Source organism: Serratia sp. NFX21, assembly GCF_048517035.1.
GTDB lineage: Bacteria > Pseudomonadota > Gammaproteobacteria > Enterobacterales > Enterobacteriaceae > Serratia > Serratia quinivorans.
In genome coordinates this window covers 2,752,612-2,778,260 of sequence record NZ_CP183196.1, presented here as the reverse complement: position 1 = coordinate 2,778,260, position 25,649 = coordinate 2,752,612, and the positions used below count along the sequence as shown (strand labels likewise).

The following is a 25,649-nucleotide window of genomic DNA, read 5'->3' as shown; positions in this document are numbered from 1 at the left end:
CCAGCTGTTTTCCCTACATTTTTTAACTTTTTTTCAAAAGAAGATGCAAGTTTGAGCGAACGATCAAAATAAAGCACTCCAATCCAAAAAAATTATTCTCTTTCGAAAAAAGTTTGTGTAATACTTGTAACGCTACATGGAGATTAACTCAATCTAGAGGGTGTTATAATGAATCGTACTAAACTGGTACTGGGCGCGGTAATCCTGGCTTCCACTATGCTGGCTGGCTGTTCAAGCAATGCTAAAATCGATCAACTGTCTTCTGACGTTCAGACTCTGAACGCTAAAGTTGACCAGCTGAGCAACGACGTGAACGCAATCCGTTCTGACGTTCAAGCAGCTAAAGACGACGCAGCACGTGCTAACCAGCGTCTGGACAACCAAGCACACGCTTACAAAAAGTAAGATAGCTTCGGTTATTGAAAACGGCGCACAATGTGCGCCGTTTTTTTTATCTGTAGCTCCCCCCTGCTTCCCCCTGCCGCCAGGCGAAAAAAAGGGCTCAGCACGCTGAACCCCTCAGGATTATCCATTAAGACCGCGTTTTAATTCACCGAACTGATGGGTGCGCTCTTAAATAGGCCTTTATTCGCTTCCTGTGAGGCTACAGGCGCTAAACTGACTTCAGATGGGTTCTGGCCCAGGTTAACCAGTACCGGCATGCCAGAGCGGCGTACAACCGCGCTGTCGAACACGGCCTTATCGGTCTGCGCATCCCCGACAAAAGCTTTCTCGGTTTTCGACAACGTGATCGGCATGGTCTGCGGATCGTCACTCTCAACTCTCGACAGTGGCTGATGCACTTCTACGTAGCGCTTACCGTCCGGTTCAACGGAGATTTTCACCGGATCGTTGATGACCTGCACGCGTGTGCCGCGCGGAACCATATTAAACAACGCTTCAATATCCGTTGGGCGCAGGCGGATACAGCCGGAGCTGACGCGCATGCCGATACCAAAGTTGGCGTTGGTGCCGTGGATCAGGTATTCACCGTGTCCCATGGCCAGACGCATAGCGAACAGGCCCATTGGGTTTTCAGGCCCGGCCGGTACCACCCCCGGCAGCTTCACGCCTTTTTCCAGGTAGCGTTTACGGATATTGGCCGTCGGCGTCCAGGTCGGGTTCGGGATTTTTTGGCTGACAGAGGTCACCTGCAGCGGCGTGTGCATCCCCGTTTGGCCGATACCGATCGGATAAACAATCACTTTGTTTTCGCCTTTCGGGTAGTAATACAGACGCAGTTCGGCCAGGTTGACCACGATCCCCTCACGCTTGGTATCCGGCAACAGCATCTGGGTCGGGATAGTTAATACCGAGCCAGGCTTGGGCAGGAAGGGGTCGGTGCCCGGATTGGCCTCCAGCATGCCCAGCAAACCAATTTTATAATCGGCGGCAATCGCCTCCAGCGGGCGGCCATCGTTCGGTACGGTATAGGTGGTGTTCTCGCCAATCAGACGGCTGTCCGGCGGCGGCAGCGGGTATTCGCTCGCACTGGCGGCCTGGGTGCCAGTCAGTACGGTGGCAAATAGCATGCCCATTAAACTCAACGCACGTTTCATTATCATCCCTATTATGCTTATTACGGTTCGGCCACAAGGCTAACGGGCACTTGGCGGCGGGTAAATCAGACAAGACCTGATTAATACTAGCAATGCTGCAGTTAAAGGCAATAAGTCCTCTAAAAATCAACATGTTATAACGTAATCGCTTTATGGATTTGTCAATGCAACGTCAAGGGGTAAGCTGCTGATATGTCACTGATTTGCGAGGTGAACGAACAGAGTGTTGAGGGTTTGTAAAGACTCATTGACATAGGAAAAACCAGTAACGCATCAATGAGTCTCACCGCTATGTCAGAATTTGGCAGCCTGACTGCGGATAGCGCGGATCATCGCCTCTAACCCTTGCGAGCGTGAAGGCGTCAGGTGCTGACTCAACGCCAATTCGGCGAAGAAGGGACGAACATCCAGCTCGACGATCTGCTGCGGCGTCATTTGGTGATAGAGGATAAACACCACGGCCAGCAGCCCTTTGACGATGGCCGCATCACTGTCACCATGGAATTCAACACGCCCTTGATCATCAAGCTGCATCACAATCCATACCTGGCTCTGACAGCCGGAAATCAGATTGCCCGCCTGACGTTCAGTATCGTCAAGCGCCGGCAGCTTGGCGCCCAGCTCAATGACATACAGGTACTTATCTTCCCAATTCAGGCAGCGGGAGAAATTACGCACTAACTTATCTTTGTCCGGCAAATTCGCCATGAGGATCCTTTCAATCATTCAGGGGCCGGCATGCCGACCCCATGTCACTGACTACCGATATTTATTCACCCGGAGGGATAAAGCCCCGGTTTGTCCTATCCCAGCAGTTTCTGGATACGCTGCAATCCGCCCACCAGCCGGTCTACTTCATCGCGCGTATTATATAACGCCAACGAAGCGCGGCACATGCTCGGCACATTATAGAACGCCATCAGCGGCATCGCGCAATGGTGGCCGGTACGAATGGCAATGCCGTATTGATCCAGGAAGCTGCCGACGTCATAGGCGTGGTGCTCACCCAGGTTAAAGGCGATCACTCCGGCACGCTCCGCCGGGCCGTAGATTTTAAGCTGGGGTACCTGTTGCAGAGCCTCCAGCGCGTAATGCATCAGCGACTGCTCGTAGTCACCAATCGCCTCCAGCCCCAGCGTATTCACATAGTCAATTGCCGCACCTAATCCCATCATGCCGGCGGTGTTGGGTGACCCGGCCTCAAAGCGCCACGGTGGCTCGGCGTAGGTGGTTCCTGCCGTCAGGCTGACCTGTTGGATCATCGACCCGCCCCCTTCCCAGGGTGGCATTTGCTGCAACAGTGCCTGACGACCGTAAAGAATACCGATGCCGGAAGGCCCATACAGCTTATGCCCGGAGAACACGTAGAAATCGCAATCCAGCGCCTGAACATCCACCCGCTGGTGCATAACCGCCTGCGCACCGTCAATCAGTACCTTCAGGCCCGCCGCTTTTGCCTGGGCCGTAATTTCCTGCACTGGGTTCACCGTGCCCAACACGTTGGACACCTGGGTTAGCGCCAATAGTTTGGTTGACGCGTCGATCAAACCCGGCAACCGGGCCAAATCCAGGGTGCCATCTGGCTGTAGCGGCCAGACACGCAGATTTAATCCGCGTTCCTGTGCCAGCATCTGCCAGGGTACGATGTTGGCGTGGTGCTCCATCTCGGTGATGATAATGCTGTCACCGGGCTGCAAAAAGTGGCGGCCAAAACTGTTGGCTACCAGATTGATGCCTTCGGTAGTGCCCTTGACGAATATTATCTCTTCCGCCGAACCGGCATTGATAAACGCCGCCACCTTTTCACGCACCGCTTCCATTTCCTGCGTCGCTTCGGCGCTTAACGTGTGGATGCCCCGGTGTACCGCCGCGTAGCCATGACGGTAAAAATCCAGCTCGCGATCGATAACTGCCTGCGGTTTCTGCGCGCTGGCGGCGCTGTCGAGGTAAGCCAGCGGCTGGCCATTGACTTCTCGTGCCAACAGCGGAAATTCACTGCGTACCCGTTCAATAGGAAAACTCATGCTGCCTCCCCCGGCCCCGGCAGGCGCTGTGCAATGCGCGCCAACACCGATTCACGGATGGTGTCGTTGCCAATCCCCTCGGTCAGCTCCGCGGCAAAGGCAAAGATGATCATCTGCTGCGCCGCATGCTTGTCGATACCGCGCGATTGCAGATAAAACAGTTGCTCTTCATCGATACGCCCAACGGTAGCACCGTGACTGCACTTCACATCGTCAGCGTAGATTTCCAGTTGCGGCTTGGTATCTACCTCCGCCACCTTACCCAGCAGCAGATTGTGGTTGGTCATCTGGCCATCGGTTTTAATCGCATGTTTGGCCACTTTGATCATGCCGTTAAACACCGCTTTGGCGCGATCGCTGACCACCACTTTGTGCAGTTGGCGGCTCTCGCAGTAACCCTTGTTGTGCTCCAGGTAAGTACGGGTATCGCAAACCTCTTTACCGACCGGCAGCACCAGGCTGTTGATCGTCAGGTTGGAACCTTCACCATTCAGCTGTGCGCTGGTGTTATGCCGCGTCAGCCCCGCCCCGAGCAGGAAACTGTCACTCTTCACCCGCGCATCGCGGCCAATCACCAGATCGTTATGGGCGAAGTGGTAGCTCGGCCGGCTTTCAAATGCCAGTTTGCAGTGCTGCAGTTGAGCATTGTCACCCACGTTAGCGGTCAGGCGTGCGCCGGTGAAATGCGCGGCGTCGTTAAGGCTGACGTAATGTTCGATCACCTCAGCCTGCGCATTACGCGCAATCTCAAGATGATGGCGGTGATGGACGGTATTCACTTCGCCTTCAGCGCCGCGTCCACTGCTGATATGCAGCAGATACAACGGCCGCTCTGCAATTTTGCCGGCCGCCACGCGGATAATGCTGGTTTCCTGCGCCAGACTTTCGGTCAGGTGCAGGAATATTTCGGCCTGGATCGGCTCCGGCAAGGCCTGTAGCGTCCCGTAGGGGGCCACGTCAAACTGGTAATCGCCCAGCTCGCTGTCACTCAATGCCGCGCTGAAACGCCCGTCGATAAACACCAGGCGGTAAGCGTCGATATCCAGCGCCAATGCATCGCGCTGGGCGGCAGTGACCGGCTCCAGCGGCGGCTCCAGAAACTGTTGCTCCAGCAAACCTTCAAGCGGGGTGTATTTCCAGTTTTCATGCTTGCGGGTCGGCCAGCCCAGGCGCAAGGCCTGTTGCCAGTGTGCCAGCGCATGGGCGGAATGCTCGCCGCCGCGGGCTTCAAACAGACTGTAGAGTTGCTGCAGCGCGCGCGAATTATTGCTCGTCGGTAAGCCAGCCATAGCCCTGCTCCTCCAACTGTTTCACCAGGGTGAAATCGCCGGATTTGACGATGCGCCCCTGAGAAAGAACATGAACGTAATCCGGTTTGATGTAGTCCAGAATGCGCTGGTAGTGCGTGACGATAATGAACGAGCGCTTGCCGTCCCGCAGCGAGTTAACGCCGTTGGCAACAATTTTCAACGCATCAATATCCAAACCGGAGTCGGTTTCATCCAGAATGCACAGGTCCGGTTCCAGCGCGGCCATCTGCAGGATGTCATTACGCTTTTTCTCGCCGCCGGAGAAGCCAACGTTAACCGAACGGGTCAGCAGATCGGGCGGCATATTCAACAGCTCAATTTTTTCTTCGATAAAGTCAGCGAAATCGAAGCGATCGAGCGGCTCCTGATCGCGATATTTACGCACCGCATTAACCGAGGTCTGCAGGAAGAAATGGTTGCTGACGCCGGGGATCTCCACCGGATACTGGAACGCCAGAAACACTCCTTCACCCGCACGGTCTTCCGGCGCCAGTTCAAGCAGATCCTTGCCTTTGAAGGTCACTTCGCCCGCGGTCACTTCGTACTCTTCGCGCCCGGCCAGGGTCGCAGAAAGCGTGCTTTTGCCCGAGCCGTTCGGCCCCATGATGGCATGCACTTCGCCCGGTTTGATTTCCAGATCCAGGCCCTTGAGGATCTCGTTGCCTTCCGCGCTGACTTTTAAATTCTTGATACTTAACATGCAGTGTCCTTAGGTCGCGCTTTCGCGCTGTAAATCCGGCGATTAGCCCACGCTGTGTTCCAGGCTGATGGCCAATAGCTTCTGTGCCTCAACGGCGAACTCCAGCGGCAGCTCAGAGAACACGTCCTTACAGAACCCGTTGACGATCATCGAAATGGCATTATCTTCGCTGATGCCACGCTGCAGACAATAGAACAGCTGGTCATCACCAATTTTTGAGGTCGTCGCCTCGTGTTCCAGCTGCGCACTGTTGTTGCGGGCTTCAACATACGGGAAGGTATGAGCGCCGCTATCCGGCCCGATCAGCATCGAGTCACACTGGGTAAAGTTACGCGCGTTTTCCGCACCCGGCAGGATCTTCACCAGCCCGCGGTAGGTATTCTCGCTGTGCCCGGCGGAGATGCCTTTGGCGATAATGGTCGAACGGGTGTTTTTGCCGATGTGGATCATCTTGGTACCGGTGTCCGCCTGCTGATGGCCGCTGGTCAGCGCCACCGAGAAGAATTCACCGATAGAATTGTCGCCCTGCAGGATCACGCTCGGGTATTTCCAGGTGATTGCCGAGCCGGTTTCCGACTGGGTCCACGACATTTTCGAACCCGCGCCTTCGCACAGCGCTCGCTTGGTGACGAAGTTGAGGATACCGCCCTTGCTGTCACCGCCGGAGAACCAGTTCTGCACCGTCGAATATTTCACTTCGGCGTCTTTGTGCAAGATCACTTCCACCACCGCCGCGTGCAGCTGATAGCTGTCGCGCACCGGGGCCGAACAGCCTTCGATATAGCTGACATAGCTGCCTTCATCGGCAATCAGGATGGTGCGCTCGAACTGGCCGGTTTTGGCGGCGTTGATGCGGAAATAGGTCGACAGTTCCATCGGACAGCGCACGCCCTTCGGCACGTAAACGAAGGTGCCGTCTGAGGCCACCGCCGCATTCAAGGCGGCGAAGAAGTTATCGTTGGAAGGCACTACGCGACCCAGGTATTTGCGCACCAGATCCGGATATTCATGGATGGCTTCGCCGAACGAGCAAAAAATCACCCCGCTCTCCGCCAACTTTTCACGGTAGGTGGTCGAAACCGAGACCGAGTCGAAGATAGCGTCCACTGCCACTTCGCTGCCTTCACGCACCGGAACACCGAGCTGGTTAAACGCCAGTTCAACCTCGCTGGTCAGATAATTGTTGTCCGTCGGTGCGCCGGGTTGCTGTTCTGCGCCAGGCTGCGAGCCGCAGGCGTCATCACAGCTGCCGCAGGACGGCGCCGAGTAATAGCTGTAATCCTGATAGTTCAGGCGCTCGTAGTTCGCCTTCAGCCAGTGTGGCTCTTCCATTTGCAGCCAGGCACGGTAGGCTTCCAGGCGGAACTCCAGCATCCACTCAGGTTCGTTACGTTTGGCCGAGATAGCGCGCACCACATCTTCGTTGATGCCCATCGCCAATTCATCGGTGGCCAACTGGGTAAAAAAACCTTCTTTGTAGCGACCTTCGCTGACCCAAGCCTGCACTTCATTAGGCATTTCTACATTGCTTCGTGTCATGTTGATTGCATCGCTCAAACGCCAAAACTCTCGCCGCAACCGCAGGCATGCTGAGCTTTAGGGTTATTAAATTTGAATATCTGATTCAGCCCTTCACGGACAAAATCCACCGTGGTGCCATCGATAAACGGCATGGCTTTCAACGGCACATACAGCCTGGCGCCATCGCGCTCAAACAGCAGGTCGTCGTCAGCAGGAGCACGGGTGAGATCCAGCACATAGGCAAACCCGGCGCAGCCTGACTGCTTCACCCCGAGTTGCAGCCCCTTCACCTGCGAGTCCTGCTGCATTAGTTTTGTAATTTGTTGTACGGCATTGTCACTGAGCAAAATGCCTTGCCAGACATTTTCGTCCAGAGAAAAGGTGCCGACATTTTCCGTTTGCATATGGCCTACCTCACACTCGTGTTTTACCACAGCCAATCTGGGTTGCTACTATGTTAGTGATAACGATTATCACTTCAACCGTTTGTTTTACAGGGGTATCCGCTAAAAGCCCGGATTTTCGCTTCGGCATGCGGCAAGTGCGCGGGACAGTCAGCGCGCCAGGCGCTGCCGGTCAGAAATGGAATCATTTTATCCTTATGAATTTACTGCACATCCTGTATCACCATTGCACTTGCCCATTGGCTCGAACGCTTTACAGGGCCGGGCTTTTTATGTCGATTTAAACATTCATAGAAAATACCTATTTCTGAATTTTGTCTGTCTTAAAAATGCGTTTATCGACAATAAGGCGCATTTTACGCCATTCCCACTCACCCGGCCGAGCCGACGAGGCGGCCACCTCTGATTAAAGTTTAGTCGTTACTGGCTATATTGGGTCGCCACTGCCTCTATGCATCCCCTGTCGATGATAAATATTTCAACAGAATGATTGATCGGCAACGCGCCAATAAATATGATAATGATTATCATTCAATTCACATTGGGCGTGAGCAAATGAATATCTCGATGAATGCGTGGCTGTTGGGCAAAATTGATGACTACAAATTCAGCGTGCGCGACGCCACGGTTGATTTCTATATGGCGGAGGCGTCACTTCGGCGGCCTGAGTGCAACATCAACCACCTGAAACGCTACAACAACGTCAGTCTGAACATGGCGAATCTGTGTCTGGAAAATGGCGATGACGAAAGCTACCTGCATGCGTTGAGCAAACTGCATAATCGGCTGATCGTGGAAATCAATAATCCGCAGCGCTGTCAGCTATTCCGGGTGCAGAGCTATCATTTTGCCCGTCATACCCTGACCCTGATCTGCCAGAAATATGCGATGGAAGGTACCTGGGAGAAGGCCAACGCCTTCCAGAAGGATTTCGTCAAGCGGGTTCCCTTTCAGTTGTAAACCGGCCGAACGAAGAAACACCCGCAGACAGGGCTGCCTGCGGGGTAAGACGCTTAATCGATGACGGCGGTGGTCAGACGTGAAGTGCAGCACAGGCGATCGCGCGAGTCGAAGATTTCTATCTGCCACACCTGATGACGTCGGCCAACGTGCAGCGCACGGCACACGCCGCGGACTTCGCCTTCAAATGCGGCCCGCAAATGGTTGGCGTTGATTTCCAACCCCACCACCTTCTGCTCACCTTCGCAGCACAGGTAACCGGCCATCGACCCCATCGACTCTGCCAGCACCACCGATGCCCCGCCGTGCAGCAGGCCAAACGGCTGCCGGGTGCGCTGATCTACCGGCATGGTGGCCTCGAGGTAGTCGTCCTCCAGCCGGGTAAACCGGATGCCGACATGGCTGACCATGCAGCCTTCACCGGCATGGTTTAATTGTTCCAGCGTCGTTTCTCTTTTCCACAGTTTCACTCAATCATCTCCAGAAGTGCCTGTAATGGGTGTCGTACTGCGTTACCCTCAATGCGTTTGACCTGGCTGCGGCAGGAATAGCCGGTCGCCAGGCAACGCTGCCGTGGCAAACGTTGCAGCGCCTGGTGCCATGATAGCTCATAAATGCCGAGTGAATTCTGCAGGTTCTTCACTTCATGCCCGTAGGTACCCGCCATGCCACAACAGCCGACGCTGACATTTTCCAGCCTGGCGCCAAAGCGTGCAAAAATTGACGCCCAGTGTTGGCTACTGGTCGGCAATGCCGTGGTCTCGGTGCAGTGGCCGAACAGATACCAGGCTTCACCGGTCGCCGGCTGTTCCGCTCGCTCGGCCAGCAACTGTTGCAGCCATTCATGCACCAATTGCACCTGGAAGTCACCCCGAGTTTCCCCGAGGATCTCGTTATATTCGTCGCGATAACACAGCACCAGCGCCGGATCGACCCCCACCAGCGGCATGCCTAGCTTCGCCACCCGGTTGAGAAAATCGGCGGTCTTGCGCGCGGTGCGGGCAAAGCGCGTCAGGAAGCCTTTGATATGCTGCGCCTTGCCGTTAGGTGAGAACGGCAACAGCACCGGCCGATAGCCCAACTTCTCCACCAGCCGCACAAAATCGGCGACCACCTTGGCATCGTAATAACTGGTAAACGGATCCTGCACGATCAATACGTGCTGTTCGCGTTGTTGCGGGTTCAGCGCTTCAAGCTGTTCCAGCGTCATGGTGAGTGCGCCGTGGCCGGAGAGCTGCTGGCGCAGCGTCGGGCTGGAAAGCAGCGGCAAATCAACCATGCCAATACTGTTGCGGCTCAACTCACGCACCCACGGCTGCCTGAAGAAGAAGTTGAACACTTTTGGCGCTTTCGCCATCAGCGGGGTGTAACTCTCGACCCCGGCGACCATATAGTCACGCGCCGGTCGCAGATAACGGGTGTGATAAAGCTGCAGGAAACGTGAACGGAAGCCGGGCACGTCAATTTTAATCGGGCACTGAGTTGAGCAGGCCTTACAAGCCAGACAGCCGGACATCGCCTCTTTCACCTCGTGCGAGAAATCGTACTCTCCTTTGCTGGCGTACCAACTGTTGCGGGTTTTCTCGATCAGGGCTCTGAAGCTAACACGCTGCTTCGGCAGTTGCTTTTCCAGTTCCAGCGGATCGACACCCTGTTCGGACAGCAAACGCAGCCATTCACGCACCAGCGCCGCCCGCCCTTTTGGCGAGTGAATGCGGTTGCCGGTAATTTTCATCGACGGGCACATTGGGCTGCGAACGTCAAAATTGAAACACAAACCGTTGCCGTTACACTCCATGGCGCCACGGAACGAGGTGCGAACCTCGACCGGAATGCGACGATCGAGGGTACCGCGTTTGGCGGCGTCCACTTTCATCATCGGCGCATCGACGCCCGACGGCGAACAGATTTTGCCGGGGTTGAGCCGGTTGTCCGGGTCGAAAGCGGCCTTGATGCGGCGCAGTTCCAGATACAGCTCGTCGCCAAAGAACGCCGGGCTGTATTCGGCGCGGAAGCCTTTGCCATGCTCCCCCCACAGCAAGCCGCCGTACTTGGCGGTCAACGCCACCACCTGGTCGGAAAGCTGCTTCATCAGCACTTCCTGCTGCGGGTCGCACATGTCGAGAGCCGGGCGCACGTGCAACACACCGGCATCCACATGGCCAAACATGCCGTAGCTGAGGTTATGACTATCGAGCAACTGACGGAATTCAACGATGTAGTCGGCCAGATGCTGCGGTGGCACACAGGTGTCCTCGGCAAACGGGATCGGCTTGGCACGCCCTTTGGCATTGCCCAATAGCCCGACCGCCTTTTTACGCATGTTGTAAATGCGCTCGATGCCGTCCAGATCGCCACAGATTTGATAGCCAATCACTCCACCCTGTCGCTCGGTGATTAGCTCGTCCAGCCGCAGGCACAAAGCCTCCATTTGCTGGTCGATCAGTGCCTTGTCATCGCCGGCAAACTCCACGATGTTCAGACCCAGCATCTCTTTATCCGGCACGTTGGTGATCAGTTCATTGACCGAATGCCAGACAATATCTTCGCGCGCCAGGTTCAACACCTTGGAGTCGATAGTCTCGACCGACAGCGCTTTGGCTTCCACCATAAAAGGCGCGTTGCGCAGTGCGGAATCAAAGGAGTCGTATTTAACATTCACCAACCGGCGCACTTTCGGCAGCGGCGTAATATCCAGCCGCGCCTCGGTGATAAACGCCAGCGTCCCTTCGGCACCGGTCAGAATGCGTGTCAGATCGAAGGTTTGCAGGTCATCGCTGAACACATGGCGCAAATCGTAGCCGGTCAGGAAGCGGTTAAGCTTGGGGAATTTTTCCAGGATCAACCCGCGTTGGTCGCGGCAACTGTTGAGCACCTGGTTATAAATGCGGCCTTCAACCGTATCTTCGTTGGCAATCGTTTCCGCCAACGGCGTCGGCATGGCTCGGGTGTCAATCATATCGCCACCCAGCAGCACCGCCCGCAAGCCCAATACGTGGTCGGAAGTTTTTCCGTAGACCAGCGATCCCTGACCGGAGGCGTCGGTGTTAATCATGCCGCCGAGCGTAGCGCGGTTACTGGTGGAAAGCTCCGGTGAGAAGAAATAACCGAACGGCCGCAGGTACTGGTTGAGCTGATCCTTGATAACCCCGGCCTCAACCTTGACCCAGCCCTGCTCGACGTTGATTTCAAGAATGCGGTTCATATGGCGCGACATATCCACCACAATACCGCTGTTGAGCGACTGCCCGTTGGTCCCTGTCCCACCACCGCGTGGGCTGAAGGTCAGCGCAGTAAAGCGCTCTTCGGTGGCCAGACGGGCAATAAGTGCCACATCCGCAGTAGAACGGGGAAACACTACCGCGTCAGGCAGCAACTGATAGATACTGTTATCGGTCGCCATCGTTAGCCGATCGGCATAACTGGTAGCGATATCGCCGTTAAACCCGTTTTGCTTCAACGCTTCCAAAAAATCGAGCACCCGTTGAACGAGGCCGGGCGCCTGAGAAATCTGTGGGATCATTCGGTTTTTGACCCTGTCTGTCTAATTTTTATGCGTGATTATGCACGCTGAATCAGGCCTTTATTCAGACCCACCCTGTTTTTTATTAGAGATAAAAACTAACATACTCGTTTAGTGAAGGCATGCAGATTATTGCAATTGTCCTGCCGAAGAATCGCTCGCAACAAAAGGTGCGCCGTGCTGTCGTTTTTCATCAACGTGCACCATGATTAAACGATCCCAAGGAGTTAACTGACCAGAATGAGAACCCATTCATGACAATCCCGAAATCCCGCTATGATTTGCCACGGATTATTTTTGGCGTGCTGTTTATCGCCATAATGATCGTCGCCTGTTTTTGGGTCATTCAACCTTTTATTCTCGGTTTTGCCTGGGCCGGCATGGTGGTCATAGCCACCTGGCCACTGCTGATTAAGCTGCAAAAAATACTTTGGGGACGGCGTTCACTAGCGGTGCTGGTGATGACGATACTGCTGATCCTGCTGTTTATCCTGCCAATCTCTCTGCTGGTCAGTAGCGTGGTGGACAACAGCGCGCCAATCGTGGCCTGGGCCAGCACGCCGGGCAAACTGCATATTCCCGATCTGGCCTGGCTGCAATCGATCCCGATGATCGGCGATAAGGTCTATCACAGTTACCACACCCTGGTGAACGCCGGTGGCAGTGCGTTGGTGGCGAAGGTGCAACCTTACTTCGGCCAGACCGCCACCTGGTTCGTGGCACAGGCCGCGCATATTGGCCGCCTGCTGCTGCATTGCACATTGATGCTGCTGTTTAGCGTGTTGCTGTATGCACGCGGCGAGCAAGTGGCTCTGGGCATTCGCCACTTCGCAACACGTTTGGGTGCAGAAAGAGGCGACGCCGCCGTGGTACTGGGTGGTCAGGCGATCCGCGCGGTAGCGCTGGGCGTGGTGGTAACGGCGCTGGTGCAGTCGGTACTGGGCGGTATTGGCCTGGCGGTGACCGGCATACCTGCCGCTACCCTGCTGACGGTGTTGATCTTTATCTGCTGCGTGGCACAGTTGGGGCCATTACTGGTGCTGGTACCGGCAATCATCTGGTTGTACTGGAGTGGAGATACCACCTGGGGCACCGTGCTGTTGGTATGGAGTTGCGTGGTCGCCACGCTCGATAACGTGCTGCGGCCAGTGCTAATCCGCATGGGCGCCGATCTGCCGATGATCCTGATCCTGTCCGGTGTTATCGGCGGCTTACTGGCTTTCGGCATGATTGGCCTGTTTATCGGCCCGGTGGTGTTGGCGGTGTCTTACCGTTTACTCACTGCCTGGATGAATGAAGCGCCAGAACCGACTGCCGACCTGGAAGAAGTTGCCAAAGATCTGGAACAGATGTAACCCCGTTTCTGCCCGGGTCACCGGGCAGAACTCCCCTTTCCCCTCGCTTGCTTCCAGAATTAGAACATCCGCAATAATAAAATTCACCGCCGCTTTTCACCTGATGAACATTATTTAAACATACCGAATAAATACATCTTTTTATCACTGCGGTAAAAATAGCCGCTAGCAAAAAATAAATTCCAATACGCTGGTTGATTAAGACGATTCTTAATGACTAGTGACGCTTAAATACCTAGTATTATTGCCATATATTGCTTCAAATACCTGATTTAAAGCAATATTTCCAAACAATGTAATGCCATACATGTGAATTGCTGTGTGTAGTCTTTGCCCGTCTCCTATGATGGGCTTTTTTTTATTCTTTTTTTGACCGTTTTTGTTCACTGCGCCTTTTTATTTACATTCAGAAATAAAAAAGCCGTAACCTGAGTTACGGCTTTCGCCTTAATAATTATTCCGTATCGCGAAAATTATGTTCTCTTCGACAGATTAACCCAGGTTTGCACCACGGTATCCGGATTGAGCGACAGACTGTCAATACCCTGATCCATCAACCATTCGGCAAAGTCTTCATGGTCAGACGGACCCTGGCCGCAAATACCGACGTATTTACCCTGACGCTTGGCCGCCTGAATCGCCATCGACAGCAGAATTTTCACCGCTTCGTTACGCTCGTCAAACAGCTCAGAGACCACGCCCGAGTCACGATCCAGCCCCAGGGTTAACTGAGTCATGTCGTTGGAGCCAATGGAGAAGCCATCAAAGTGCTGCAGGAACTGATCTGCCAACAGCGCATTGGATGGGATCTCGCACATCATGATCACTTTCAGGCCGTTCTCACCGCGCTTCAGGCCCTGACGTGCCAATTCGGCCACCACCGCTTCCGCCTGCTCCACCGTGCGAACAAACGGCACCATGATCTCAACGTTGGTCAGGCCCATTTCGTTACGCACGCGTTTTACCGCGTCACATTCCATCGCGAAACAGTCACGGAAATTGTCGGACACGTAACGACCGGCACCGCGGAAGCCCAACATTGGGTTTTCTTCATGCGGTTCATACTTCTCGCCGCCGACCAGGTTGGCATACTCATTGGATTTGAAATCGGACAGGCGCACGATCACTCGCTTCGGCCAGAACGCGGCGCCCAGCGTGGCGATCCCTTCCGTCAAACGACCGACATAGAACTCGGCCGGATGGTCGTAGCCCTGCATTAGCGTCCTGATTTCCGCCTGCAGCTCCGGAGTCTGCTGGTCAAACTCCAGCAACGCCTTCGGATGCACGCCAATCATACGGTTGATGATAAATTCCAGACGGGCCAGACCCACACCTTCATTCGGCAAACGCGCGAAGTCAAAGGCGCGGTCAGGGTTGCCGACATTCATCATGATTTTTAACGGCAGATCCGGCAGTTCGGTCACTTCGGAACTCTGCACGTTAAAATCGAGGATATCGCTGTAGACGAAACCGGTATCGCCTTCTGCACAAGAAACGGTGACCTGTTGACCTTCTTTGAGCAGATCGGTCGCGTTGCCGCAGCCAACCACCGCCGGAATGCCCAGTTCACGCGCAATGATCGCCGCGTGGCAGGTACGGCCGCCACGGTTGGTGACGATGGCAGCGGCTTTCTTCATGATCGGTTCCCAATCCGGGTCGGTCATGTCAGTCACCAGCACGTCGCCTGGCTCAATGCGGTCCATCTCGCTGATGTTATGGATGACCTTCACCGGACCTGCGCCAATGCGGTGGCCGATAGCGCGCCCTTCCACCAGCACCGGGCTGGTCGCGTTAAGCTGGTAACGCTCCATCGTTTGCTCGTTCGAACGCACGGTTTCCGGACGGGCCTGCACGATCAGCAATTTGCCGGTATGGCCGTCTTTGGCCCACTCGATGTCCATCGGGCGGCCGTAGTGTTTTTCGATCAGCAGTGCCTGATGTGCCAGCCCCTGAACTTCTTCGTCGGTCAGAGAGAAACGATTGCGTTGCTGCTCTGGCACGTCTTCAATTTGTACCTGCTTGCCGTGATCCTGCGATGGCGCATACACCATGCGGATTTTCTTCGAGCCGAGGTTGCGGCGCACGATAGCCGGGTTGCCTCTCAGCAACGTTGGTTTGTGCACATAGAACTCGTCCGGGTTGACTGCGCCCTGCACCACCATTTCGCCCAGGCCGAAGGCGGAGGTGATAAACACCACCTGATCAAAACCGGATTCGGTATCGATGGTGAACATGACGCCGGAAGATGCCAGGTCAGAACGCACCATGCGCTGTACGCCGGCCGACAAGGCCACGCCGCGGTGGTCATAACCCTGATGCACCCGGTAGGAAATGGCGCGGTCGTTAAACAGGGAGGCGAAAACGTGCTTAATCGCCACCATGACGGCGTCAATACCCTGCACGTTAAGGAAGGTTTCCTGCTGGCCGGCGAAAGAGGCATCCGGCATGTCCTCTGCAGTAGCGGAAGAACGCACGGCAAATGACGCTTCCGGCTCGCCGTCGGCCAGTTGCTGGTAAGCCAGGTTAATCTCACGCTCGAATTCCGCATGGAACGGCGTGTCGATAATCCATTGACGGATTTGCGCGCCCGCCTTGGTCAATTGAGCAATATCGTCAACGTCAGTTTGATCCAGTAACTGATAGATGCGCTGGTTAACACCGCTTTGCTCGAGGAAATCGTTAAACGCCTGCGCGGTGGTGGCAAAACCGTTTGGCACGGCAACGCCCAAATCGGAAAGATTGGTGATCATTTCACCGAGGGAGGCATTTTTGCCGCCGACACGGTCAACGTCGTGCATGCCGAGCTGGTTGTACCAAAGCACATTACGCAAGTCTGGGCCATTGTTGGACATCGAGACAATCCTTATTGCTATCAGTAGGGTATAGACGGATTTAATTCGCTTGCTTTCTCAGCGCCGCTAAAACGGTGCCGAGTCAGACTAGCACAATGATCCATAGGAAATGGAAAGGTGAATCGATCAACCCGGTGAAGAAAGTGGATTTTAGGAAAACTTCCTGAAACGCAAAACCGGCCTGGAACCGTTCCCTGTCGCACTAATAGCTTAAATCTCAACAAATTAAGTATTTTTTAAACTTCAGTTTTAAAAACCATGTTATTTACGCAGTCTTTGGTGAAAATTGCGTCATCATGGCTAATAATTCCTCACGGGAAATAAACGCCCGCTTTTCATAAAATTTAAAATAGTGTTTTATCCCAGTGTTTCTATCGCCAGCGTTTATTCCCTGACCGACCTGTTTATTCATCGACTCTGCCCGCATTATCACAATTTTTTTGCCCGCCCCTTTACCGTTGAATCATCTGCAGCCCATGATAAGGGCCAGCAGACGTGATAATGACGTCACTATTTCAGCTAAGGAGCCCCGGGTGGAAAGAAGCGTTTTTTATATTTCGGACGGTACGGCGATCACCGCAGAGGTTTTGGGCCACGCGGTGTTGTCGCAATTTCCGGTCAAGGCCACCACCTTTACGCTGCCCTTTGTGGAAACCGAAGCGCGGGCCCGTGGGGTTTGCCAGCAGATTAACGATATCTATCGTGATACCGGCGTGCGCCCGTTAGTGTTTTACTCAATCATTTCGCCAGAAGTTCGCAAAGTCATTACCCAGAGCGAAGGTTTCTGCCAGGACATCGTGCAGGCGCTGGTTGGCCCGTTGCAGGGGGAACTGGAGGTAGAACCTACCCCGGTGCCTAACCGCACCCACGGGTTGACCGCCAGCAACCTCGGCAAATATGACGCCCGTATCGCGGCTATTGACTACACGTTAGCCCATGATGACGGCATTTCGCTGCGTAATCTCGATCAGGCGCAGGTGATCTTGCTCGGCGTTTCGCGCTGCGGTAAGACTCCCACCAGCCTGTATCTGGCCATGCAGTTCGGTATCCGCGCGGCCAACTATCCGTTTACCGCCGACGATATGGACAACTTGCACCTCCCCGCCGCGCTGAAGCCGTTTCAGCACAAGCTTTTCGGCCTGACGATCGACCCGGAGCGGTTAGCCGCCATCCGTGAAGAACGGCGTGAAAACAGCCGTTATGCTTCCATTCGCCAGTGCCGGATGGAGCTGGCGGAAGTGGAAGCACTGTTCCGTAAAAACCAGATCCGTTATCTGAACACCACCAATTATTCGGTGGAAGAGATCTCGACCAAAATCCTGGATATTCTGGGCATGAGCCGCCGCATGTTCTAGCCTTAACGCGGCGGGCCTGTCTCCTGCCGCGTGTTGTTTATTTCCCCACCGGCCACGTTTTTTGTGCTTTTTTTAGCGATTTTGATCAACAGAACACAGTTTCTCCGGTTGAATTCATCGGTTTTTACGTTATTGTGATCGCCATCACTTCCCGGCACTCCTGCCGCAGCGAAGAACAGTCTTTAGAGAAAATCATGCACAAAACAGATGAACTGCGGACCGCGCGCATCGACAGCCTCGTCACGCCGCAAGAGCTGGCGGAGAAGTTGCCAATCTCGGCGGAAATCGCGGACAACGTAACGGCCTCACGGCAGCGAATTGAAAAAATCCTGACCGGCGAAGATCGTCGCCTGCTGGTGGTGATCGGCCCCTGCTCTATCCATGATCTTGACGCCGCCATCGATTATGCCGGCCGGTTGAATGCGCTGCGCATCCGTTATCAGGATCGCCTCGAAATCGTGATGCGCACCTATTTTGAAAAACCGCGCACCGTGGTGGGCTGGAAAGGCCTGATCTCCGATCCGGCGCTGGATGGCACCTTCCAGGTCAATCGCGGGATCGAAATGGCGCGTAGGCTGCTGCTGGAAGTGAACCAGCTCGGCCTGCCAACCGCCACCGAGTTCCTGGACATGGTGGTCGGCCAATACATTGCTGATTTGATCAGTTGGGGCGCGATTGGCGCACGGACCACCGAAAGCCAGATCCACCGTGAAATGGCTTCGGCACTGTCCTGCCCGGTGGGCTTTAAAAACGGCACCGACGGCAACACCCGTATCGCGATTGACGCCATTCGTGCGGCCCGCGCCGGCCATATGTTCCTGTCACCGGACAAGCACGGCCAGATGACTATCTATCAGACCAGCGGCAATCCTTATGGCCATATCATCATGCGTGGCGGCAAGACGCCGAACTACCACGCAACCGATGTGGTCGCCGCCTGCGACAGCCTGCGCGAATTCGATTTGCCGGAGCAACTGGTGATCGACTTCAGCCACGGCAACTGCCAGAAATTGCATCGTCGCCAACTGGAAGTGGCCGAAAACGTCTGCCAGCAGATCCGCGCCGGTTCCGTCGCCGTTGCCGGTGTAATGGCAGAAAGCTTCCTGGTGGAAGGCACCCAGAAAATCGTTGCCGGTCAGCCACTGACCTATGGGCAATCGATCACCGACCCTTGCCTGAGCTGGTCCGACAGCGAACAGCTGCTGGCCATGCTGGCCGATGCGGTAGACACCCGCTTCTGATCCCAGCGCCGGGGCGCCCGCCCCGGTTTTTCCGTCTGTGCCCTGCTCATCTATACTGGTAGCAATTCTTGTATCCCCCCTGAAAAGGATTTGGAGTCCGGCATGATCCACTCACTGTTATCCATCCCCTGCGTCACACTGCAAGGGGAACACAAAACCCTGGGCGATTTCCCCGCCCGGGCTTATCTGGTGGTCAACACCGCCAGCAAATGCGGATTTACTCCTCAATATCACGGGCTGGAAAACCTGTGGCAGTACTATCGCGAACGCGGCCTGATGGTGCTGGGCTTTCCCTGCAATCAGTTCGGCGCGCAGGAACCCGGCGATCCGCTGGAGATTGCCAACTTTTGCACGCTGAACTATGGCGTCAGCTTCCCGCTATTCAGCAAGGTTGAAGTTAATGGCCCAGGCGCGCATCCGTTGTTCAACGAGTTAAAGCGCCTGGCACCGGGCGTGCTGGGCACTCAACGCATTAAATGGAACTTCACCAAGTTCCTGCTGACCGCTGACGGCCAACGGGTGAAACGCTACGCGCCGATCACCAAACCCGAACGCCTGTTTGACCGCATTGAAACCCTGCTGAAATAACCCTGAATTTTACGGGCTGAGCCATCTCGGCCCGTGCCACATCCCCTTCCTGCAAAAAGCTTCCATTGGTAAGAAAATTTTCCTTGATGTAACCTTTCGTTCACATGATAATGATTCTCACTTTGATATTAATTACTATTTAACGGTCTGTTTTATAAACACATGACGATGGATAATCACCACCACAACACGCCTGCCCAGGCTGCTCACACCGCTGAAAGTGGCCTGGCCACGCCGCCTTGCTACGACAGTGCGCAACTGCTCGATGCCGATGGCGTGGCGATCATCATCCATCAGGGCCAGCGCTATCAGTTACGACAGACCAAAGCCGGGAAATTGATCCTGACCAAATAATTCCCATCCCTTAACGCCAGCCACCCAGATCCTTTTTGATCCAGGCAGCCAGCAAATCTATTGATATGTTTAAAACATACGGAGAGTTGCGACATGCCTCTGATCTATTCCACCCGGCTGCGTTTATCCGCATTGAGTCTGGCGATTGCCTGTACTCTGCCGACGGTGACTTTTGCACAAACCAGCGAAACCCCTTCTTCTTCCTCGGCGACGGCACCGGTTAAAAAGGACAAAGCCAGCGACGAAACCATGACGGTAGCCGCCACCGGCAATGCGCGCAGCAGTTTTGAAGCACCGATGATGGTCACGGTGATCGAGGCCGATACGCCGCAAAGCCAAACCGCTACCAGCGCCGGCGATATGCTGCGCCGCGTACCGGGCATTACCGTCAATGGCACCGGTCGCAGTAATGGTCAGGATGTTTTCATGCGTGGCTACGGTAAAAATGGCGTGCTGACGCTGGTGGATGGCATCCGTCAGGGCACCGATACCGGCCACCTTGGCGCCACCTTCCTCGATCCGGCACTGGTGAAACGCATCGAAGTCGTACGCGGCCCTTCCGCCCTGCTGTATGGCAGCGGCGCACTGGGCGGCGTAATTGCTTATGAAACCGTAGATGCCGCCGATCTGCTGTTACCCGGCCATAATAGTGGCTACCGGGTGTATGGCACCGCCGGCAGCGGCGACCACAGCCTCGGCATGGGGGCCAGCACCTACGGCAGAACCGACAATCTCGACGGCCTGCTGTCATTTGGCACCCGCGACGTCGGCAATCTGCGTCAGGGCAACGGCTTCGATGCACCCAATGATGAAACCATCAGCAATCTGCTGGCCAAGGGGACCTGGACGCTCGATGAGAATCAGTCATTGAGCGGCGACCTGCGCTACTACAATAACCGGGCGCAAGAGCCGAAAAACCCGCAGGAATCGGCCAGCAGCAGCGGTAACCTGATGACCGACCGCTCGACTATTCAACGCGACGGCCAGCTTGGCTACAAACTGAAGCCTGTGGGTCAGGATTGGCTCGACGCCGAAGCCAAAATCTATTACTCCGAAGTGGAGATCAACGCCCACACCAACGGCAGTGAAGATGAAGCGCGCAAGCAAACCACTCGCGGTGCCAAACTCGAAAACCGCAGCCGTTTGTTTGCCGATACCTTCGCCTCTCACTTATTGACCTACGGCAGCGAAGCTTACAAGCAGGAGCAGACACCGGGGGGCGCGACAGAAAGCTTCCCACAGGCGAAGATCAACTTTGCTTCCGGCTGGTTGCAGGACGAAATTACCCTGCGCGACCTGCCGGTCACCCTGCTTGCCGGGACGCGTTACGATAACTACAAGGGTTCCAGCGACGGTTACGCCGATGTTGACGCCGACAAGTGGTCATCGCGCGGCGCCGTTACAGTGACGCCAACCGACTGGTTAATGCTGTTCGGTTCTTATTCGCAGGCTTTCCGCGCCCCGACAATGGGAGAGATGTACAACGATTCCAAGCACTTCTCTATCCCCATGGGGCCGACCACCATTACCAACAACTGGGTGCCTAACCCGAACCTGAAGCCGGAAACCAATGCCACCCAGGAATACGGTTTCGGGCTACGCTTTGACGATTTGCTACTGGCTGATGACAGCCTGCAATTCAAAGCCAGCTACTTTGATACCAAAGCCCGCGACTACATCACCACGGATGTCACCATGGAGCTGGGTCGTGGCCCTCGTGGCCCTTATTGCATCAGCTGCACCACTTTCTCGACCAATATCGACCGTGCAAAAATTTGGGGCTGGGACGCAACGCTGAGCTATAAAACCGCCATTTTTGGCTGGGACCTGGCGTACAACCGCACTCGTGGCAAGAACGAAAGCAGCGGCGAATGGCTAAACAGCATCAATCCGGACACGGTAACCAGCACGCTGGATATTCCACTGGGTGAAACCGGCCTGTCCACCGGCTGGGTGGCCACTGTGGCCCAACGAGCCACCCGCGTAGAAACCGGCACCGCAGAACAAGGCGGCTACGGCGTCAACGATTTTTACCTGAGCTATAAAGGCCGCGAACGCCTGCAGGGCGTGACCACCACGGTGGTGCTGGGCAACGCCTTTGATAAAGAATATTACTCGCCACAGGGCATACCGCAGGACGGGCGTAATGCCAAACTGCTGGTCAGCTATCAGTGGTAACGTTTTAAATCCGGCGGGCATGAAGATTGCCCGCCGCTTGATTCACACACAGGAGAACCCGCAATGAGCAATACCCTATATGAACGCTACCAGCAGGCAAAAATTGATAACCCAGGCAAATATGCGCGTGACCTGGCTGAAATTCTTGGCGTCAGCGAAGCGGAGCTGACCCACGCCCGCGTCGGTCAGGACACCCGTCGTCTGCAGGCCGATGCCCGTACCCTGCTGACCGAACTCGAACAGGTAGGCGTCACCAAATCCATTACCCGTAATAGCTACGCGGTGCATGAGCAAATGGGTCGTTATCGCAACCAGCACCTGAACGGTCATGCCGGGTTGATCCTCAATCCGCGTGAGCTGGATCTGCGCCTGTTCCTCAACCAGTGGGCCAGCGCTTTCGCCATGAGCGAAACCAACAAGCGCGGCGTACGCCACAGCATTCAGTTCTTCGATCATCAGGGCGACGCACTGCATAAGGTTTACACCACCGATGAAACCGATCTCCCAGCCTGGATGGCGCTGGTTGAACGCCACCTGAATGCGGAAAACCCGACGCTGGAACTGCAACCGGCAGACGCCACGGTCAGTAACGCCTCGCCAGATGCCGACAAAATTGACCAGGAATGGCGTGCAATGACCGACGTTCACCAGTTCTTCCAGTTGTTGAGCCGCAACAAACTGACCCGCCAGCAAGCCTTCAGCGCCGTCGGTAACGATTTGGCCTATCGGGTCGATAACAGCGCCCTGAGCCAATTGCTTAACGCCGCGATGGGCCTGCAGAACGAAATCATGATTTTTGTCGGCAACCTTGGCTGCGTGCAGATCTTTACCGGTCAGATTGAACGCCTGATGCCGCAGGAAGGCTGGATTAACGTGTTCAATCGCCGCTTCACCCTGCACCTGATCGAAGATGCGATCGCCGAAAGCTGGATCACCCGCAAGCCCACCAAAGACGGCTTCGTCACCAGTCTGGAACTGTTTGCCGCCGACGGCACGCAGATAGCTCAACTTTACGGCCAGCGTACCGAAGGCCAGCCGGAGCAAACTCAGTGGCGTGAGCAGGTTGCCGCGCTTGAACCCAAGGACGTTGCCGCATGAAACCTTCATTGACCCGTCGTCTGGCGCTGTGCATTGCGCTGGCGTTGCCGTTCACCGCTGCGGCGGCGGAACGTATTGTCTCGATAGGCGGTGACGTCACCGAAATTGCCTTCGCCCTGGGCGCGGGCGATGAAGTGATAGCGCGAGACAGCACCAGCCTGCAGCCGGAAACCGTTAAAAAACTGCCGGACGTCGGTTACATGCGCCAGCTTAATGCCGAAGGTATTTTGGCGCTGAAACCCACGCTGGTGCTGACCACCGAATTGGCCGAGCCGGCGCTGGTGCTCAAACAGCTGGAAGAGAGTGGCGTTAAAGTGGTGCGCATTCCCGGCGATACCACCTTGCAAAGCGTGCCGGAAAAAATCGCTGTGATCGCCAGTGCGCTTCAGCGCACCGAGCAGGGCAAGCAGTTGAGCACCCGTTACCAGCAGCAATTGGCGGCGGTGAAAACCGATGCGTTGCCGGTCAGGGTGTTGTTCGTCATGAGCCACGGTGGTATTACGCCCATGGCCGCCGGGCAACACACGGCCGCCGACGCGGTCATCACCGCTGCGGGTCTGAAAAACGCCATGCAAGGATTCAGCCGCTATCGCCCGCTTTCGCAGGAAGGCGTGATAGCCAGCGCGCCGGATTTGCTGCTGGTCACCACCGACGGCGTAAAAACGCTCGGCGGCGAACAGGAGCTGTGGAAATTGCCTGGCATGGCACTCACCCCGGCGGGCAAACAGCATCGCGTACTGGTGGTTGACGATATGGCGCTGCTGGGCTTCGGGCTGGAAACTCCCGCCGCGCTGGCCAAGCTGCGTCATGCGGCGGAGCAAAAGTAATGCGCTGCCGTACCTCTCCCCGCCTGGCGATGACCAGCCTGCTGGTACTGTTGGCACTATTGGCTTTGGGCGCGGCCAATATGGGGGCGCTGACGCTGTCATTCCGCACCCTGTGGCAACAGCCGTTCAGCGACACCTCCTGGCATATCTGGCTGAATATCCGTTTGCCGCGCGTGCTGCTGGCGGTGGTGATAGGTTGCGCGTTGGCGGTGTCCGGCGCCGTGATGCAGGGGTTGTTCCGTAATCCCTTGGCCGATCCCAGCCTGTTGGGGATCAGTAGCGGCGGCGCGCTGTTTGTTGCGCTGATTATCGTTATGCCGCTGGCCCTGCCGCCGGTGATTGCCCTGTATGGCCACATGCTGGCGGCATTTCTCGGCAGCATGCTGGTATCGCTGTTGATTTACGGCATCAGCCGCAGCGGCCACGGCAGCCTGTCGCGCCTGTTGCTGGCGGGTATCGCCATCAACGCCCTGTGCATGGCAGCGATTGGCGTGCTGTCTTACCTCAGTAATGACCAGCAACTGCGTCAGTTTTCACTGTGGATGATGGGCAGCCTGAGCCAGTCACAATGGCCCACCCTGGGCGTTTCCGCCTCGCTGATCCTGCCGGCCACCCTGCTGACACTATTACAGGCGCGCCGCCTGAATCTGCTGCAACTGGGAGATGAGGAGGCGCATTACCTCGGTGTGAATGTTCAGCGTGCCAAGTTACAGCTGCTGTTGTTGAGCGCATTACTGATAGGCGCAGCGGTAGCGATGAGTGGCGTGATTGGTTTTATCGGTCTGGTGGTGCCGCATCTGGTGCGCATGCGCCTCGGCGGCGACCACCGCTGGCTGCTGCCCTGTTCTGCACTGGGGGGAGCCTGCCTGCTGTTGGTCAGCGATACGCTGGCACGCACGCTGGTGGCTCCGGCAGAAATGCCGGTCGGTTTGATGACCAGCCTGATCGGCGGGCCTTATTTCTTATGGCTGGTGATGCGCCAGCGGGAGCGCGTAGGTGGATAACACAGCAAGCCTGACGGCGCAGCAGTTACGTTACAGCCTGGGTTCGCGGCGGCTGATCAACGATGTCTCACTGAGTATCAATAGCGGTGAAATGGTGGCAATTATCGGGCCGAACGGCGCGGGTAAGTCGACGTTACTGCGCCTGTTAACCGGTTATCTGGCCCCAGGCTGTGGCGAATGTCAGTTGCTCGGGCGACCGCTGGAACAGTGGCAACCACAGCAGTTGGCGAAAGTGCGCGCGGTAATGCGTCAACATAGCGATCTGGCCTTCCCCTTTACCGTAGAGGAAGTGGTCAGTATGGGCCGTGCACCCCACGGCAAACGCGACGCACAACGGGCGGTACAACAGGTAATGGCGCAAACCGACTGTCTCGAATTGGCCCAGCGCGATTATCGCCAGCTCTCCGGCGGTGAACAGCAACGAGTGCAACTCGCCCGCGTGCTGGCGCAGCTTTGGCAACCGCAGCCAACGCCGGCCTGGCTGTTTCTGGACGAACCGACCTCGGCGCTGGATCTCTACCACCAGCAACATACGCTCAGGCTGCTGCGTACGCTGACGCGGCAACAGCCGATTGCAGTGTGCTGCGTATTGCACGATCTCAATCTCGCGGCATTGTATGCGGATCGTATTTTATTGATGCATCAGGGGCAATTGGTCGCGACGGGCACGCCGCAGGAAGTATTGCAGGCAGAGATCCTCACCCGTTGGTATCAGGCAGATCTGGGCGTGGTTCATCACCCGGAAGTGGCGTTGCCACAGGTCTATTTGCGTCAGTAGTTTCTTTACCGGGCGCGC

Annotated in this window: 22 protein-coding genes and 1 other RNA gene; 13 read left to right on the top strand and 10 right to left on the bottom strand. The window is 55.8% G+C overall.

Annotated elements, in window-relative coordinates; translation table 11 throughout:
* Positions 1-168 precede the first annotated feature (168 nt).
* Positions 169-405, top strand: coding sequence for a major outer membrane lipoprotein (locus ACNT1W_RS13195; protein ID WP_005165631.1), 237 nt, complete (start codon positions 169-171; stop codon positions 403-405).
* A 140-nt stretch (positions 406-545) separates the two neighbouring features.
* Here the strand turns inward: ACNT1W_RS13195 and ACNT1W_RS13190 are convergent, their stop codons facing one another.
* From ACNT1W_RS13190 to sufA, 7 genes are all read right to left on the bottom strand, one after another.
* On the bottom strand, positions 546-1,559 hold the full coding sequence (locus tag ACNT1W_RS13190; protein ID WP_112363790.1) for a L,D-transpeptidase family protein: 1,014 nt from the start codon (positions 1,557-1,559) through the stop codon (positions 546-548).
* Between the two features lie 294 nt (positions 1,560-1,853).
* The gene (gene sufE, locus ACNT1W_RS13185) at positions 1,854-2,267 is read right to left on the bottom strand and encodes a cysteine desulfuration protein SufE (RefSeq protein ID WP_012144916.1); all 414 of its coding nucleotides are present in this window, start codon (positions 2,265-2,267) and stop codon (positions 1,854-1,856) included.
* Between the two features lie 95 nt (positions 2,268-2,362).
* Positions 2,363-3,583, bottom strand: coding sequence for a cysteine desulfurase SufS (gene sufS, locus ACNT1W_RS13180; protein ID WP_419245683.1), 1,221 nt, complete (start codon positions 3,581-3,583; stop codon positions 2,363-2,365).
* Positions 3,580-4,872 carry a Fe-S cluster assembly protein SufD gene (sufD, locus tag ACNT1W_RS13175; RefSeq protein WP_135344360.1) on the bottom strand — a complete coding sequence of 431 codons (1,293 nt, stop codon included), beginning with the start codon at positions 4,870-4,872 and terminating at the stop codon, positions 3,580-3,582. Before sufD ends, sufS begins: the two co-directional genes overlap by 4 nt.
* Positions 4,847-5,593 carry a Fe-S cluster assembly ATPase SufC gene (gene sufC, locus ACNT1W_RS13170; RefSeq protein WP_012144913.1) on the bottom strand — a complete coding sequence of 249 codons (747 nt, stop codon included), beginning with the start codon at positions 5,591-5,593 and terminating at the stop codon, positions 4,847-4,849. The genes sufD and sufC overlap by 26 nt, the downstream gene beginning before the upstream one ends.
* Before the next feature lie 42 nt (positions 5,594-5,635).
* Entirely contained in the window at positions 5,636-7,132 is a 1,497-nt protein-coding gene (gene sufB / locus ACNT1W_RS13165; RefSeq protein WP_026142350.1) for a Fe-S cluster assembly protein SufB, read from the bottom strand.
* Between the two features lie 14 nt (positions 7,133-7,146).
* On the bottom strand, positions 7,147-7,518 hold the full coding sequence (gene sufA, locus ACNT1W_RS13160; protein ID WP_012144911.1) for a Fe-S cluster assembly scaffold SufA: 372 nt from the start codon (positions 7,516-7,518) through the stop codon (positions 7,147-7,149).
* Between the two features lie 555 nt (positions 7,519-8,073).
* Here sufA and ACNT1W_RS13155 point away from each other — a divergent pair.
* A complete protein-coding gene (locus ACNT1W_RS13155) occupies positions 8,074-8,478 on the top strand; it encodes a hypothetical protein (protein WP_004943694.1) in 405 nt (134 codons plus the stop codon).
* 53 nt (positions 8,479-8,531) lie between these two features.
* Here ACNT1W_RS13155 and menI read toward each other — a convergent pair whose 3' ends face one another.
* Together menI and ACNT1W_RS13145 are read right to left on the bottom strand one after the other, a co-directional pair.
* Positions 8,532-8,948, bottom strand: coding sequence for a 1,4-dihydroxy-2-naphthoyl-CoA hydrolase (gene menI, locus ACNT1W_RS13150; RefSeq protein ID WP_012144909.1), 417 nt, complete (start codon positions 8,946-8,948; stop codon positions 8,532-8,534).
* The gene (locus tag ACNT1W_RS13145) at positions 8,945-12,001 is read right to left on the bottom strand and encodes an FAD-binding and (Fe-S)-binding domain-containing protein (RefSeq protein WP_012144908.1); all 3,057 of its coding nucleotides are present in this window, start codon (positions 11,999-12,001) and stop codon (positions 8,945-8,947) included. The genes menI and ACNT1W_RS13145 overlap by 4 nt, the downstream gene beginning before the upstream one ends.
* A 254-nt stretch (positions 12,002-12,255) precedes the next feature.
* Here ACNT1W_RS13145 and ydiK point away from each other — a divergent pair, with 254 nt between their 5' ends.
* Complete coding sequence (gene ydiK, locus ACNT1W_RS13140; protein ID WP_012144907.1) at positions 12,256-13,356, top strand: AI-2E family transporter YdiK; 1,101 nt, start codon at positions 12,256-12,258, stop codon at positions 13,354-13,356.
* Between the two features lie 251 nt (positions 13,357-13,607).
* Positions 13,608-13,718: antisense sRNA RprA (gene rprA / locus ACNT1W_RS13135), an RNA gene on the top strand.
* A 111-nt stretch (positions 13,719-13,829) separates the two neighbouring features.
* On the opposite strand, the gene ppsA is transcribed toward rprA, so the two are convergent.
* Positions 13,830-16,208 carry a phosphoenolpyruvate synthase gene (ppsA, locus tag ACNT1W_RS13130; protein WP_017892648.1) on the bottom strand — a complete coding sequence of 793 codons (2,379 nt, stop codon included), beginning with the start codon at positions 16,206-16,208 and terminating at the stop codon, positions 13,830-13,832.
* A gap of 533 nt (positions 16,209-16,741) precedes the next feature.
* Here ppsA and ACNT1W_RS13125 point away from each other — a divergent pair.
* The 9 genes from ACNT1W_RS13125 to ACNT1W_RS13085 all read left to right on the top strand — a co-directional run bounded on the left by ACNT1W_RS13125 (position 16,742) and on the right by ACNT1W_RS13085 (position 25,631).
* Positions 16,742-17,563, top strand: coding sequence for a pyruvate, water dikinase regulatory protein (locus ACNT1W_RS13125; protein WP_017892646.1), 822 nt, complete (start codon positions 16,742-16,744; stop codon positions 17,561-17,563).
* Between the two features lie 194 nt (positions 17,564-17,757).
* On the top strand, positions 17,758-18,804 hold the full coding sequence (locus ACNT1W_RS13120) for a 3-deoxy-7-phosphoheptulonate synthase (RefSeq protein ID WP_012144904.1): 1,047 nt from the start codon (positions 17,758-17,760) through the stop codon (positions 18,802-18,804).
* A 102-nt stretch (positions 18,805-18,906) separates the two neighbouring features.
* Positions 18,907-19,392 carry a glutathione peroxidase gene (locus ACNT1W_RS13115; RefSeq protein WP_012144903.1) on the top strand — a complete coding sequence of 162 codons (486 nt, stop codon included), beginning with the start codon at positions 18,907-18,909 and terminating at the stop codon, positions 19,390-19,392.
* A 168-nt stretch (positions 19,393-19,560) separates the two neighbouring features.
* The gene (hemP, locus tag ACNT1W_RS13110; protein WP_012144902.1) at positions 19,561-19,746 is read left to right on the top strand and encodes a hemin uptake protein HemP; all 186 of its coding nucleotides are present in this window, start codon (positions 19,561-19,563) and stop codon (positions 19,744-19,746) included.
* Positions 19,747-19,839: 93 nt separating this feature from the next.
* Positions 19,840-21,924, top strand: a complete 2,085-nt coding sequence (locus tag ACNT1W_RS13105) for a TonB-dependent hemoglobin/transferrin/lactoferrin family receptor (RefSeq protein WP_112363788.1) — start codon at positions 19,840-19,842, stop codon at positions 21,922-21,924.
* A 63-nt stretch (positions 21,925-21,987) separates the two neighbouring features.
* Positions 21,988-23,022, top strand: a complete 1,035-nt coding sequence (locus ACNT1W_RS13100) for a hemin-degrading factor (protein ID WP_419245682.1) — start codon at positions 21,988-21,990, stop codon at positions 23,020-23,022.
* On the top strand, positions 23,019-23,849 hold the full coding sequence (locus ACNT1W_RS13095; protein WP_259189011.1) for a heme/hemin ABC transporter substrate-binding protein: 831 nt from the start codon (positions 23,019-23,021) through the stop codon (positions 23,847-23,849). Before ACNT1W_RS13100 ends, ACNT1W_RS13095 begins: the two co-directional genes overlap by 4 nt.
* Positions 23,849-24,853, top strand: coding sequence for a FecCD family ABC transporter permease (locus tag ACNT1W_RS13090; protein WP_261129167.1), 1,005 nt, complete (start codon positions 23,849-23,851; stop codon positions 24,851-24,853). The genes ACNT1W_RS13095 and ACNT1W_RS13090 overlap by 1 nt, the downstream gene beginning before the upstream one ends.
* On the top strand, positions 24,846-25,631 hold the full coding sequence (locus tag ACNT1W_RS13085; protein ID WP_012144897.1) for a heme ABC transporter ATP-binding protein: 786 nt from the start codon (positions 24,846-24,848) through the stop codon (positions 25,629-25,631). The genes ACNT1W_RS13090 and ACNT1W_RS13085 overlap by 8 nt, the downstream gene beginning before the upstream one ends.
* The last annotated feature ends 18 nt before the right edge of the window (positions 25,632-25,649 follow it).

Bases quoted from the DNA above. Each gene is read 5' to 3' on its own strand.
- ACNT1W_RS13195 (WP_005165631.1), top strand. From the start codon at position 169: ATGAATCGTACTAAACTGGTACTGGGCGCGGTAATCCTGGCTTCCACT.
- ACNT1W_RS13190 (WP_112363790.1), bottom strand. From the start codon at position 1,559: ATGAAACGTGCGTTGAGTTTAATGGGCATGCTATTTGCCACCGTACTG.
- sufE (WP_012144916.1), bottom strand. From the start codon at position 2,267: ATGGCGAATTTGCCGGACAAAGATAAGTTAGTGCGTAATTTCTCCCGC.
- sufS (WP_419245683.1), bottom strand. From the start codon at position 3,583: ATGAGTTTTCCTATTGAACGGGTACGCAGTGAATTTCCGCTGTTGGCA.
- sufD (WP_135344360.1), bottom strand. From the start codon at position 4,872: ATGGCTGGCTTACCGACGAGCAATAATTCGCGCGCGCTGCAGCAACTC.
- sufC (WP_012144913.1), bottom strand. From the start codon at position 5,593: ATGTTAAGTATCAAGAATTTAAAAGTCAGCGCGGAAGGCAACGAGATC.
- sufB (WP_026142350.1), bottom strand. From the start codon at position 7,132: ATGACACGAAGCAATGTAGAAATGCCTAATGAAGTGCAGGCTTGGGTC.
- sufA (WP_012144911.1), bottom strand. From the start codon at position 7,518: ATGCAAACGGAAAATGTCGGCACCTTTTCTCTGGACGAAAATGTCTGG.
- ACNT1W_RS13155 (WP_004943694.1), top strand. From the start codon at position 8,074: ATGAATATCTCGATGAATGCGTGGCTGTTGGGCAAAATTGATGACTAC.
- ACNT1W_RS13145 (WP_012144908.1), bottom strand. From the start codon at position 12,001: ATGATCCCACAGATTTCTCAGGCGCCCGGCCTCGTTCAACGGGTGCTC.
- ydiK (WP_012144907.1), top strand. From the start codon at position 12,256: ATGACAATCCCGAAATCCCGCTATGATTTGCCACGGATTATTTTTGGC.
- ppsA (WP_017892648.1), bottom strand. From the start codon at position 16,208: ATGTCCAACAATGGCCCAGACTTGCGTAATGTGCTTTGGTACAACCAG.
- ACNT1W_RS13120 (WP_012144904.1), top strand. From the start codon at position 17,758: ATGCACAAAACAGATGAACTGCGGACCGCGCGCATCGACAGCCTCGTC.
- ACNT1W_RS13115 (WP_012144903.1), top strand. From the start codon at position 18,907: ATGATCCACTCACTGTTATCCATCCCCTGCGTCACACTGCAAGGGGAA.
- hemP (WP_012144902.1), top strand. From the start codon at position 19,561: ATGGATAATCACCACCACAACACGCCTGCCCAGGCTGCTCACACCGCT.
- ACNT1W_RS13105 (WP_112363788.1), top strand. From the start codon at position 19,840: ATGCCTCTGATCTATTCCACCCGGCTGCGTTTATCCGCATTGAGTCTG.
- ACNT1W_RS13100 (WP_419245682.1), top strand. From the start codon at position 21,988: ATGAGCAATACCCTATATGAACGCTACCAGCAGGCAAAAATTGATAAC.
- ACNT1W_RS13095 (WP_259189011.1), top strand. From the start codon at position 23,019: ATGAAACCTTCATTGACCCGTCGTCTGGCGCTGTGCATTGCGCTGGCG.
- ACNT1W_RS13090 (WP_261129167.1), top strand. From the start codon at position 23,849: ATGCGCTGCCGTACCTCTCCCCGCCTGGCGATGACCAGCCTGCTGGTA.